The sequence below is a fragment of the Dankookia sp. P2 genome, from assembly GCF_050632255.1.
In the GTDB taxonomy this organism is placed as follows: domain Bacteria; phylum Pseudomonadota; class Alphaproteobacteria; order Acetobacterales; family Acetobacteraceae; genus Paracraurococcus.
Window position 1 is genome coordinate 1 of the sequence record NZ_CP192582.1, and the last position, 12,016, is coordinate 12,016.

Here is a 12,016-nt window from a genome sequence, read left to right on the forward strand (position 1 = left end):
TTGGATGCGGGGACAGGATTTGAACCTGTGACCTTCAGGTTATGAGCCTGACGAGCTACCGGGCTGCTCCACCCCGCGTGGGTGAGTATGTTGAGAGGTGAATGGTGAGGATCCTGGCTGGGTGGCCCGGCGGCGACCGACTCTCCCGTTGCTTGAGCAACAGTACCATGGGCGCTGAGGTGTTTCACGGCCGAGTTCGGATGGGATCGGGTGTATCAACCTTGCGATGACCACCGGGCCACCCGGCCGGATCCTTGGGGGAATGGAAGTGCGTGTTGGGCAAGGCGCGGCTTGGTGCTGCGTGCGGTGCCGTCTTTGTGGGACGGCGTTGCGTTGCGGTGTGATGGGAGTTCTATCGGGCGATTAGGACCGCTCGGCTGCACCGGTTACCCGGCTTCCACCTGCGGCCTATCAACGTGCTGGTCTGGCACGGCCCTCGAGGGAGACCTCGTTTAGAGGGGGGTTTCCTGCTTAGATGCCTTCAGCAGTTATCCCGTCCGCACTTAGCTACCCAGCGATGCTCCTGGCGGAACAACTGGTACACCAGAGGTACGTCCATCCCGGTCCTCTCGTACTAGGGACAGATCCTCGCAAGTCTCCTACACCCACGGCAGATAGGGACCGAACTGTCTCACGACGTTCTAAACCCAGCCACGTACCGCTTTAATCGGCGAACAGCCGAACCCTTGGGACCTGCTCCAGCCCCGGGATGCGATGAGCCGACATCGAGGTGCCAAACCTCCCCGTCGATGTGGACTCTTGGGGGAGATCAGCCTGTTATCCCTAGAGTACCTTTTATCCGTTGAGCGATGGCCCTTCCACGCGGGACCACCGGATCACTAAGGCCGACTTTCGTCTCTGTTCGCGCTGTCGCGCTCACAGTCAGGCGGGCTTATGCCTTTGCACTCAACAGCCGATGTCCGACCGGCTTGAGCCCACCATCGCGCGCCTCCGTTACCATTTGGGAGGCGACCGCCCCAGTCAAACTGCCCACCACGCAGGGTCCTGGCCCCGGCTTACGGGGCTCAGTTAGACGCCAGAAAGGCACAGGGTGGTATTTCAAGGTTGGCTCCACCAAGGCTGGCGCCCCGGCTTCGATGCCTCCCACCTATCCTACACAGTCCCTTCCTGGCGCCACTGCGAAGTTGCAGTAAAGGTTCATAGGGTCTTTCCGTCTGACCGCGGGTACCCCGCATCTTCACGGGGAGTTCAATTTCGCTGAGCCGATGCTGGAGACAGTGGGGAGGTCGTTACGCCATTCGTGCAGGTCGGAACTTACCCGACAAGGAATTTCGCTACCTTAGGACCGTTATAGTTACGGCCGCCGTTTACCGGGGCTTCGGTTCGATGCTTGCACATCTCCCCTTAACCTTCCGGCACCGGGCAGGCGTCAGACCCTATACGTCATCTCTCGATTTCGCAGAGCCCTGTGTTTTTACTAAACAGTCGCCACCCCCTGGTTTGTGTCACCCCACCCTGCTTGCGCAGAGAAGGGTCTCGCTTATCCCGAAGTTACGCGAGCAATTTGCCTAGTTCCTTCAGCATCGTTCTCTCAAGCGCCTTGGTATACTCTACCAGTCCACCTGTGTCGGTTTCGGGTACGGTCCATATGCCAGAGCTATTTCCCGAGCCGATCCAACTGCCACCCCAATCCGATAAGGGATAACAGAACTTCACGGCTGTCACTTCTGGCGGGCCCAGGAATCTTGACCTGGTTTCCATCGGCTACGGCTGTCGCCCTCGCCTTAGGGGCCGACTCACCCTGCGCGGATTAACCTTGCGCAGGAACCCTTGGACTTTCGGCGAGCGGGTTTCTCACCCGCTTTGTCGCTACTCATGTCCGCATTCGCACTTCCCATACCTCCACGGGCCCTCGCGGGTCCCGCTTCGCAGGCTTAGGGAACGCTCCGCTACCACGCACTTTCGTGCATCCACAGCTTCGGCAGATGGCTTGAGCCCCGTTACATTTTCGCCGCGGGACAGCTATTAGACCAGTGAGCTATTACGCTTTCTTTAAAGGATGGCTGCTTCTAAGCCAACCTCCTGGTTGTTATGGCCGTCCTACATGCTTTCCCACTTAGCCATCATTTGGGGGCCTTAGCTGGTGGTCTGGGCTGTTTCCCTCTCGACAACGGACCTTAGCACCCGCTGTCTGTCTGCCGCCCTGTACTCGCCGGCATTCGGAGTTCGGTAGGGTTTGGTAGGACTTTGGGTCCCCTAGCCCTTCCGGTGCTCTACCTCCGGCGGTAATCGAGCGACGATCTACCTCAATAGATTTCGCGGAGAACCAGCTATTTCCGAGTTTGATTGGCCTTTCACCCCTAGCCACAGCTTCATCCCCGACTTTTTCAACAGGCGTGGGTTCGGCCCTCCAGTGCGTGTTACCGCACCTTCAGCCTGGCCATGGCTAGATCACTCGGTTTCGGGTCTTCTACCGGCAACTCGACGCCCTGTTCGGACTCGCTTTCGCTGCGCCTACACCTCTCGGCTTAAGCTTGCTGCCAACAGAAACTCGCGGACCCATTATACAAAAGGTACGCCGTCACCCCTTGCGGGCTCCGACTGCTTGTAGGCGCTCGGTTTCAGGTCTCTTTCACTCCCCTCGTCGGGGTGCTTTTCACCTTTCCTCACGGTACTTGTGCACTATCGGTCGCCAAGGAGTATTTAGGCTTGGAGGGTGGTCCCCCCATGTTCAGACAGGGTTTCACGTGCCCCGCCCTACTCAAGGATCGCCACAAGCCATACGCCTACGGGGCTATCACCCACTCTGGCCGGCCTTTCCAGACCGTTTGGCTTAACTTGCAGCAACCACTGGCCTGCTCCGCTTTCGCTCGCCACTACTCGCGGAATCTCACTTGATGTCTTTTCCTCCAGGTACTGAGATGTTTCAGTTCCCCGGGTTCGCCTCCCACACCTATGTATTCAGTGCGGGATCTCCCTAAGGAGGGGTTTCCCCATTCGGACATCCGCGGATCAACGATCGCTCGCATCTCCCCGCGGCTTTTCGCAGCGTGCCACGTCCTTCATCGCCTCTTGGCGCCAAGGCATCCACCGAACGCCCTTGTCTCACTCACCATCCAATCACCACAACGCCCGCACGCAGTACCAAACCGCGCATCAAGCCCATGACGCATAGACAGCAAGCTCACGCTTACCAACTACACTTCCATTCCCAGATTCACCTGTCAAAGATCAACCCCAGCGAGAACAAGCCTCGGCCGAGGGGTCTCTTGGAAGCGGCCCAGCTGGGGACCAGAGGTCCCGGCCGAGGCCAGCCCGATGTCCGGCCGCCCGAGGGGCGGCCTTGCAGGACATCGAGAGAGGAGAGCGGAGCCGGATGATCCGGCAGGTAGTCTTGTTCAGGTAGGTCGCAACCAGGGTACATCCGCACCCAGCGTCACGCACTATCCTTGAAAGGAGGTGATCCAGCCGCAGGTTCCCCTACGGCTACCTTGTTACGACTTCACCCCAGTCACTGACCCTACCGTGGTCGCCTAGCTCCTTGCGGTTACCGCAGCGACTTAAGGTAGAACCAACTCCCATGGTGTGACGGGCGGTGTGTACAAGGCCCGGGAACGTATTCACCGTGGCGTGCTGATCCACGATTACTAGCGATTCCACCTTCATGCACCCGAGTTGCAGAGTGCAATCCGAACTGAGACGGCTTTTGGGGATCGGCTCGGCCTTGCGACCTGGCGTCCCACTGTCACCGCCATTGTAGCACGTGTGTAGCCCAGCCCATAAGGGCCATGAGGACTTGACGTCATCCCCACCTTCCTCCGGCTTGTCACCGGCAGTTCCTCTAGAGTGCCCACCCAAACATGCTGGCAACTAAAGGCGAGGGTTGCGCTCGTTGCGGGACTTAACCCAACATCTCACGACACGAGCTGACGACAGCCATGCAGCACCTGTGCAGTCGGCCCCTTGCGGGGAAAGCGCATCTCTGCGCCGGTCCGACCCATGTCAAGGGCTGGTAAGGTTCTGCGCGTTGCTTCGAATTAAACCACATGCTCCACCGCTTGTGCGGGCCCCCGTCAATCTCTTTGAGTTTCAACCTTGCGGCCGTACTCCCCAGGCGGTGCGCTTACCGCGTTAGCTACGACACTGAGTGGCTAGGCCACCCAACATCCAGCGCACATCGTTTACGGCGTGGACTACCAGGGTATCTAATCCTGTTTGCTCCCCACGCTGTCGCGCCTCAGCGTCAGTAATGGACCAGCTCGCCGCCTTCGCCACCGGTGTTCTTCCCAATATCTACGAATTTTCACCTCTACACTGGGAATCCCGCGAGCCTCTTCCATCCTCTAGCTCTGCCGTATCAAGCGCAGTCCCCAGGTTGAGCCCAGGAATTTCACGCCTGACTAACAGTGCCGCCTACGCGCCCTTTACGCCCAGTAATCCCGAGCAACGCTAGCCCCTTCGTATTACCGCGGCTGCTGGCACGAAGTTAGCCGGGGCTTCTTCTACGGGTACCGTCATCATCGTCCCCGTCGAAAGGGCTTTACAATCCGAAGACCTTCTTCACCCACGCGGCATTGCTGGATCAGGCTTTCGCCCATTGTCCAATATTCCCCACTGCTGCCTCCCGTAGGAGTCTGGGCCGTGTCTCAGTCCCAGTGTGGCTGATCGTCCTCTCAGACCAGCTACCGATCGCGAGGCTTGGTAGGCCTTTACCCCACCAACTACCTAATCGGACGCAGGCTGCTCCCAAGGCGCCTTGCGGCTTTCTGCCTCAGCAGATGTGCGGTATTAGCCCCAGTTTCCCAGGGTTGTCCCCCACCTCAGGATACATTCCTACGCGATACTCACCCGTCCGCCACTGACATTGCTGCCCGTGCGACTTGCATGTGTTAAGCATGCTGCCAGCGTTCGCTCTGAGCCAGGATCAAACTCTCAGGTTCATCAACGCGATCAGGCCGAAGCCTCATCACGCGGACGCCTTTTCGATCAGGCTCCGCTCACCACTCTCGATGTACTAAGCACCACTGCCAGCCAACACCACCAGCCGACCCCGCGAAGGGATCACCGGCAGCACGCTGTCAGCGTACTTGCTTCCAAAAGACCGATGCGATTGTCAAAGATCAGGACCGTTTGAACCGGCTGAACGTCGTATAACCGACGAAGCAGACCGAAGCAAGAGGCCCCTGCATTTCTGCAGGAAGAAAGAACATCTGCCCGAGGGCAGTAAGACAAGAACCGCGAACAACTTGGTCCTTTATCTTCCGGCAAGACCGTCAACGCCGTTGGCGTCTCTGGCTGACCAGATGAGGCAAGACCGCCTGTCTGCGGGGGGCGGCTTATGACGCCAGGATGCCCCAGCGTCAACACCCTATTTTCAAGAAACTTCATCCTGCTGTCCCGGGCCGAAAACCCCGGATGGCCGATGCCGCTTCACAGCCTCTTCCCTAGCGCTTCCGCCGAAAAGGGCGGCACCCTGGGGTGCCGCCGAGTTTAGGGGAGGAAACGTCCAAGAAAGCAGCAGGCGGCGAACCGCTTTGCTGCGGTGCACAAATTAGCCCTCTGCTGCTGGAACGCAAGCGGCACTTCCGCGCGATCAGGTATTCCCTGGCCGCAAGGGTTCTTAACCCCCGGCCGGGCGGTTATCCCGTGGGTTAACCAGCCAGATTGCCCGCCGCCGAAGTCCACGGCCGGCCCCGCCCGGGGTATGGGGCCAACCAACCGGGAACCGCAGTGACTGGCTGCCGCTCCGGTAGGGGATCGGCGGCGGCGAGGGGTGCAGCGCAACCTCCTCTTCTCCAGCGTCGCCGCTGGCGCATCCAGGAATCAAGGGGCGGAAATCCTTGATGCTGGCGAAGCCGGCGCCGGCCAGCGCAGCGGCGTCCGTTCCTGCATCACGTGCAGCTTGCAGGCCAGCCAGACATAGGCATCGAGCGGTCGCGCAAGCTTGGCGGATCGCCCGGTCCGGCAGCGGGACCCCGTGCTCCGTGATCTCACGGCAGAACATCTCGCCGAGCATCACCCGGTCCTCGAGGAGCGAGGCCTCCCCGGCCCGCGCCACCTCGCCAAAGAACAGGCCCTGCCCGACGATGTTGCCGCGGGCCATGCCGACGGCCTCCTCCGCTTGGCTCTCCCAGAAGAACTTGATAGACATTGGCTACCAGATAGCTATCTTGAGCCGCTTTTGGATATCTGATAGCTATCCGTTTCCTATCGGATAGCTTTCTGTTATCGTTGCTGCTCCGCTCGTCCGGGGGAACCGTCCCGATGCCCACCATCGTCTTCGCCAGCCCCAAGGGAGGGGCCGGCAAATCCACCTCCGCCGTCGTCCTGGCCTGCGAGCTCGCCCGCCGCGGCGCAGCCGTCACCATCATCGACGCCGACCCCAACCGCCCGGTCTCCGCCTGGGCCCGCCGCCCCGGCCGGCCGGAGGGGCTCGAGGTCGTCGCCGATGTCACCGAGGAGACGGTGATCGACGCGATCGAAGCCGCCGCCGCCCGCGTCCCTTTCGTCATCGTCGACCTCGAGGGCACCGCAAGCCTGACCGTGGCCTATGCCATCAGCCGGGCCGACCTGGTCGTCATTCCCTCCCAGGGCAGCCAGCTCGACGCGGCGGAGGCCGCCAAGGCGGTGAAGCTGATCCGCCAGCAGGAGAAGGCCTTCGCCCGGCAAATCCCGCATGCCGTGCTCTTCACCCGCACCAGCGCCGCCATCAAGCCGCGCACGCTGCAGCACATCCGCGGCGAGTTCGAGGCGCATGGCGTGCCCTCGCTGCAGACTCAGATGCAGGAGCGCGAGGCCTTCCGTGCCATCTTCAGCTTCGGCGGCACGATCGACGGGCTCAATGCCGGCCAGGTCGGCGGCCTCGACGGCGCCATGAGGAATGCCCGGGCCTTCGCCGCCGAGGTGGTGGCGATGCTGCGCCAGGCCCAGCCGGCGGAGGCCGCATGAACGACCAGCGGAGCAACAACCGGGCCGGGCTCTTCGAGGACGAGCTTGATGTCAGCGGCTTCGCGCCGAAGCCTCCCGCCCGGGCCGAGCAGGTGAAGGCGGTGGCCGAGGAGGCCGGCTTCCGCAGCCGCGGGCCGGCGCCGGCCCGGGCCGGCCGGCCGGCGAAGGGACCGCCCGCGGCGCCGGCAGGGGAACGGCGCGAGCAGCGGCGCTACCGCACCGGCCGGAACCAGCAGCTGAACCTGAAGGTGCGGGCGCAGGATGCCGAGGCCTTCTACGCCATCGCCGATGCGGAGGGCTGGGTGCTGGGCGACGTCTTCGCCCGCGCCGTCGCGGCTTTGGCGCGGGATCGAAGCGGGCGGGAAGCCAATAGCTACCGGACAGCTATCCAATGGCTTCCCTGAAACCTCCAACCCCGGCGTCCGGCGCAGCCTGAGCCAGTCTGGCCATCGGGCCGCGCCCCGGCATCCGGGTGGGGCGGGCGATCGTGGTCTTTGCCTGTAGGGTGCAGCGCTCCGCATGCATCTCCGGGATCAGAAGACCCATCATGGCTGCTCCGCCCGTTGCCTGGCTCAAGCCGGGCCTGTCCCGCCTGCTCGGCGAATTCCTACGCTTCGGTGTCGTGGGCACTGCCGGCTTCCTGGTCGATGTCGCCGTGCTGACCGGTGCGATGGCGGCTGGTGCAGGTCCTTATGGCGGCCGTGTCCTGTCCTATCTCGCGGCCGCCACCGCGACCTGGGCGCTCAACCGCCACTGGACCTTCCGGCACCGCGGGAAGCCTGCTTCCGCCAGCCGGCAGTGGCTGCTGTTCCTGCTGGTCAATCTGATCGGCTTCGCCATCAACTACGGGACCTATGCGGCCCTGCTCGGCAGCCTGCCCCTGGTCCGGGCCTATCCGGCCCTGGGCGTTGCGGCGGGATCGATCGCCGGCCTGGCCGGCAATTTCCTGCTGTCGCGGCGCATCGTCTTCGCCGCCTCCCGCGCCCAGGCAGCCGCCGGTCCCTAAAGCAACTGCAGGCGTCCGAGCATGCACGCCCTCCCGCCACCGGCTCTACCGCTGCCGCGTGCTCCAGTGCTTGCCGGCGCGCCCGCGCCGCGCCGCGCCGGCCATCAGCCAACGTTTGCCGCGATCCTGGCCCGGGGTTTCCGCCGCAACCGCCGGCGCCCGCGCCGCGGTCCGACCCGGGGCGCGCGACAGGGCAGGCGGCAAGGCCGCGCCCCGGATCCCGTCACTTCAGCCCTCGTCTCCACATCCTGCGAAGGCGCGGCTTCGACCGGGGCCTCGGCCGAGGCATCCGGTTCCGGACTGGCCAGATCGGTGCGCCGCCGCCTTTGCCGCTGGCGCTTCGGCGGAGTGGCCGCGGGCTCGGCCGCGACGGGCTCGGGCTCGGGCTCGGGCTCGGGCTCGGGCTCGGGCAAGGCTGCCGGCACCGCTGACGCCGCCCCGTCCACCTCCGGCTTCGGGGCCGCCTCAGGCACCGTCACCGCCGCGGGCTCCGACGCCTCCAGCCATTTCGACAGGTCGCGTTGCTGCTGGCGGCCTTCCTCGATCAACTGCTGCAGCGTGCCGGCCGTCTCGAACAGGCCGTCGCCGCGGGTTGCCAGGATCGCCGCACCGGCCCGGTAGAAGACCTTGCGCTGCATGGCCAGGCGCTGGACCTGCGCATCGGAAGCGGGAAGGAAGCTGACGCCGCAGGCTTCGGCGGCCGCGATTTCTTCAGGACTGAGGTGCAAGAGACAACTCTCAAACTATCGTAAAAAGGCGCGGCGCGAACCGGCTTGGCGCAGCAAGTGGGGAGACCGACCTACGGGATACAGCCCCATTACTACCAATACTCAGCCGATCACATAAGCCCGGAAGCTGCGTCGCCCCGTGGCTTCTCGTACCACGCCTGCAATCACCATACGGTTGATAAGTTGCAAGGCCCCCTGCGGCGTGATGCCGAGTTGCCGGGCCAGCCCCCGCGCGGTGACCGCTGGCATCCGCAACGCCGCCTCGGCGGCGGCCGGCAACAGGCTGCGGCGTCCCGCCGCCGCCAGGCCGGCGGCGGTGGCTTCGGCATCGCGCAGCCGGGCCAGCTTGCCGAGCCCCCGCTGTGCCGCCGCCGCCACCCGCCCGAGGAAGGCCGCCGGCCAGGCGCGGGGGTCCTGCAGCGGCAGCACCGCCGGCCGGCCGCCACCGGCCGCCCAGACCCCGGACCAGACGGGCAGGGGGATGGCGCGCAGCCGGCCCCGCCGCCGCAGCACCGCCGCGGCCAGCAGCAGGGCCTGGGCCGGGTCGGGCTGCCCCGCCGCGTCTTCGATCGCGCCGGCCCGCATCCAGCCGGCGGCGGCCAGTCCGCTGGCGAGCAGCGGCGGCAGGCCGGGATCGAGCGCCGCCTGCCGCCAGGCGGCCAGGGGCTCCGGCCGCAGCCGCAGCGGCGGCGCATCCGCCGGCAGCAGCGGCTGCAGCAGGCCGGCGGGGGTGGCGAGGGGATCGCCGCCCGACAGGCTCGCCAGCCGGCGCAGCGCCCGGGCCAGCGCCAGACCTCGAGCCAAGGTGGCGCCATCGGGCAGCCGGTCGGCCTCGGCCGCCAGGATGGCGCCGGCCCGGCCTGGGCCGCCGAGCCCCCGGCGGTGGCCGGCAGGGCGGCGGCGCCGCGGCCGCCGAGCGCGGCGGCGGCGAAATCGCCGAGCAGCCCGGCCTCCGCCAAAGCAAGGTCGCGCGGGTGGATCCAGGCGCGGTCGGCAGCGCTGGCCAGCCAGCCGGCGGCCTCGGCGAAGGCCAGGCGTGCCACCAGCCCCTCCCGCACCGCAGGGGAGGCGGCCTCGGCCCCGGCATCGAGGCGGGAGAGGGCATCCTCGGCCGCAGCAAGCGGGATGGCCAGGGCGGGCCAGTCGGGCGCCGGCCGGGGCCGGGCCGGGCCGCTCCTGGCCCAAGGCGGCCGGCCGTCCTCGGTCACCTCCTCCTCCCAGACCGGACGCCAGGGCTCCTCGGCGGCGGGCGCTTCGAAAGGGGGATCGTCCGGCGGGATCGGCATGGCTAATTATATGGTTTTTTCAGCGGCTTGGCATTTGGTTCGAAAGCTTTTGGCATCTTCGGTTGTTTGGTTCGGGGGATTTCGTTGCCCGCTTGCGGTAAGTATGGATTACCGCAAATGCGCGGCGGCTCAGGCTGCGGCGAAGGGATTGCGGATGGTGAGCCTTCCCTGCTGGCCCTCAACCACCTGGCCAGCCTGCATGTCCTCGGAAAACAGGGTTTCGCAGCTGGCCTCAAGCGCCGCTGCGACGATCAGCGCGTCATACATCGAAAAGCCGTAGCGCTCGGCGAGGCCGAGAGCCGCCTCATGCATGGCCAGGGTCAGCGGGCGCGGCGCGGGGCAGCAGGCGCGGATGGCGGCCAGGGCCTGGTGGATCTCCGGCCAGGGGCGGCGCAGCTTGCGGCGGGCGACGGCCACGAACTCGTTCAGCACCTGCACGCTGACCACGCCGCCGCGCGCCAGCAGCGCCCGGGCCGCCTCCGCGCGGGGGTCGGCCTGCAGGGCGGCGTAGACCAGGATGTTGGTGTCGAGGAAGGCGAGGCTCATGCGCCGCGCCCATCTCGCCTCCTCGCGGTCGAAGCGGTAGTCGGGCGGCAGGTGCCAGCCGAGGCCCCGCAGGGTCTCCAGCGCCTCCTCCCGCCTGGTGTCGCGGGCGAGGCGGAAGCGGTGGGGGTCGGCCACCTCGATCTCGATCTCGTCGCCTTCCTTGAGGTCGAGCGCCTCGACCAGGGCGGCCGGCAGCCGCACCGCCAGGCTGTTGCCCCATTTTCCGACCTGCATGGCGACCTCCTACATCTACATAATGAATGTATATCCACCCTGGATGCCGCGTGGCAACGGCCTCGCATCGGGCTGATCGATACGTGGTAGATTCCAGGCCATGATCTTGGTCCCCGCCAATCCCACCCCCGGCAGCCTCGCCCCCGCCGAAGCCGCCGCCGCCCGCTACCGCCGCAGCGCCGACGCCGCCGAGACCCTCCGCGGCTACCGGCGCGACTGGCAGGCCTTCGCCGACTGGTGCGCCGAGCGCCACGCCGCCGCGCTGCCCGCCGCGCCGGCCACCGTCGGCGCGCATCTCGCCGCGCTCGCCGATGCCGGAAGGGCGCTCGCCACGCTGCGCCGCCGCCTCGCCGCCATCGCCCGGGCGCATCGCAGCGCCGGCCACCGGCTCGATGCCGGCCATCCCGCCATCCGCGAGAGCGCTGCGCGGCATCGCCCGCAGCACCGGCCGGCCGCAGCGCCGTGCCGCCGCGCTCTGCACCGCCGAGGTCAAGGCGCTCGCCGCCGCCTGCGCCGCCCCGGGCGAAGCGGATCCGCTGGCAACTCCTCGTCGCGCTGCGCGACCGCGCGCTGCTGCTCCTCGGCTATGCCGCGGCGCTCCGCCGCGGCGAGCTTGCCGCCCTGCAGATCGAGCACCTGGCCTTCTCGCCGACCGGCGTGCGGCTGCTGCTGCCGCGGTCGAAGGCCGATGTCGAGGGCGCCGGGGAGGCGATCTTCGTCGCCCGCGGCACGGCTGCGGCCAGTTGCCCGGTGGCGGCGCTGGAAGCTTGGCTGCGGGCCGCGAAGCTCGGCAACGGCCCGGTCTGGCGCGCCATCAACCAGGGCCGAGCCGGCGCCGCCCGCATCGCCACCCTGGGCCGGACTCGACCCGGCCTGCGGCCTGTCGGGGGAGGCGATCCGCCTCATCCTCCGCCGCCGCGCCGCCGCGGCCGGCATCACCGGCACCGCGCTGGAACCCATCAGCCCGCACGGCCTGCGCGCCGGCTTCGTCACCGAGGCCTATCGCGCCGGCGTGCCGGACGAGGCGATCATGGGCCAGTACCCGGCACCGCGACCTGGCCTCGATGCGCCGCTATGTCCGCCGCGCCCGGCTCGAGGCCGATACGCCGACCCGCAAGCTCGGGCTGTAGGAGGCCGATAGGGCTGGCATCCGGAAGGACTTAGCGCTATAGGAATATAGTCAAGAGCAATGCCCTGCCCGCGGCACTTCCCGCAGGGCCCAAAGGGCCGGTTGAGATTTTTTATTCCTGAAGATCTGAAGCCGAGCAGGCCGAAGCCCGCGGATATCCTGGCGAAGCGGCGAGCGG

General features: G+C 66.3%; 8 protein-coding genes, 1 tRNA gene and 3 rRNA genes. 4 read left to right on the forward strand and 8 right to left on the reverse strand.

All coding sequences use genetic code 11. The features are described 5' to 3' along the window. Position 1 precedes the first annotated feature (1 nt). From ACQ86J_RS37865 to ACQ86J_RS37885, 5 genes are all read right to left on the reverse strand, one after another. Positions 2-78: transfer RNA gene (locus tag ACQ86J_RS37865), tRNA-Met, on the reverse strand. A 46-nt stretch (positions 79-124) separates the two neighbouring features. Further along, positions 125-238, reverse strand: a 5S ribosomal RNA gene (gene rrf / locus ACQ86J_RS37870). Between the two features lie 104 nt (positions 239-342). Further along, a 23S ribosomal RNA gene (locus ACQ86J_RS37875) occupies positions 343-3,075 on the reverse strand. Positions 3,076-3,413: 338 nt separating this feature from the next. Next, positions 3,414-4,901 (reverse strand): 16S ribosomal RNA (locus tag ACQ86J_RS37880). Together the 16S, 23S and 5S rRNA genes with 1 tRNA gene alongside form the textbook arrangement of a ribosomal RNA operon. A 680-nt stretch (positions 4,902-5,581) precedes the next feature. Further along, complete coding sequence (locus ACQ86J_RS37885; protein ID WP_431272868.1) at positions 5,582-6,112, reverse strand: hypothetical protein; 531 nt, start codon at positions 6,110-6,112, stop codon at positions 5,582-5,584. A gap of 113 nt (positions 6,113-6,225) precedes the next feature. Here ACQ86J_RS37885 and ACQ86J_RS37890 point away from each other — a divergent pair, with 113 nt between their 5' ends. The 3 genes from ACQ86J_RS37890 to ACQ86J_RS37900 all read left to right on the forward strand — a co-directional run bounded on the left by ACQ86J_RS37890 (position 6,226) and on the right by ACQ86J_RS37900 (position 7,915). Further along, positions 6,226-6,909, forward strand: a complete 684-nt coding sequence (locus ACQ86J_RS37890) for an AAA family ATPase (protein ID WP_431272869.1) — start codon at positions 6,226-6,228, stop codon at positions 6,907-6,909. Next, the gene (locus tag ACQ86J_RS37895; protein WP_431272870.1) at positions 6,906-7,313 is read left to right on the forward strand and encodes a hypothetical protein; all 408 of its coding nucleotides are present in this window, start codon (positions 6,906-6,908) and stop codon (positions 7,311-7,313) included. The genes ACQ86J_RS37890 and ACQ86J_RS37895 overlap by 4 nt, the downstream gene beginning before the upstream one ends. A gap of 143 nt (positions 7,314-7,456) precedes the next feature. Next, positions 7,457-7,915, forward strand: a complete 459-nt coding sequence (locus tag ACQ86J_RS37900; protein ID WP_431272871.1) for a GtrA family protein — start codon at positions 7,457-7,459, stop codon at positions 7,913-7,915. A 104-nt stretch (positions 7,916-8,019) separates the two neighbouring features. On the opposite strand, the gene ACQ86J_RS37905 is transcribed toward ACQ86J_RS37900, so the two are convergent. The 3 genes from ACQ86J_RS37905 to ACQ86J_RS37915 all read right to left on the reverse strand — a co-directional run bounded on the left by ACQ86J_RS37905 (position 8,020) and on the right by ACQ86J_RS37915 (position 10,709). Next, a complete protein-coding gene (locus ACQ86J_RS37905; RefSeq protein ID WP_431272872.1) occupies positions 8,020-8,553 on the reverse strand; it encodes a hypothetical protein in 534 nt (177 codons plus the stop codon). Between the two features lie 192 nt (positions 8,554-8,745). Then, positions 8,746-9,447, reverse strand: coding sequence for a helix-turn-helix domain-containing protein (locus tag ACQ86J_RS37910; RefSeq protein WP_431272873.1), 702 nt, complete (start codon positions 9,445-9,447; stop codon positions 8,746-8,748). Between the two features lie 611 nt (positions 9,448-10,058). Beyond that, positions 10,059-10,709, reverse strand: a complete 651-nt coding sequence (locus ACQ86J_RS37915; protein WP_431272874.1) for a PIN domain-containing protein — start codon at positions 10,707-10,709, stop codon at positions 10,059-10,061. A 100-nt stretch (positions 10,710-10,809) separates the two neighbouring features. On the opposite strand from ACQ86J_RS37915, the gene ACQ86J_RS37920 reads away from it, so the two are divergent. Next, positions 10,810-11,850, forward strand: a complete 1,041-nt coding sequence (locus ACQ86J_RS37920) for a hypothetical protein (RefSeq protein WP_431272875.1) — start codon at positions 10,810-10,812, stop codon at positions 11,848-11,850. The last annotated feature ends 166 nt before the right edge of the window (positions 11,851-12,016 follow it).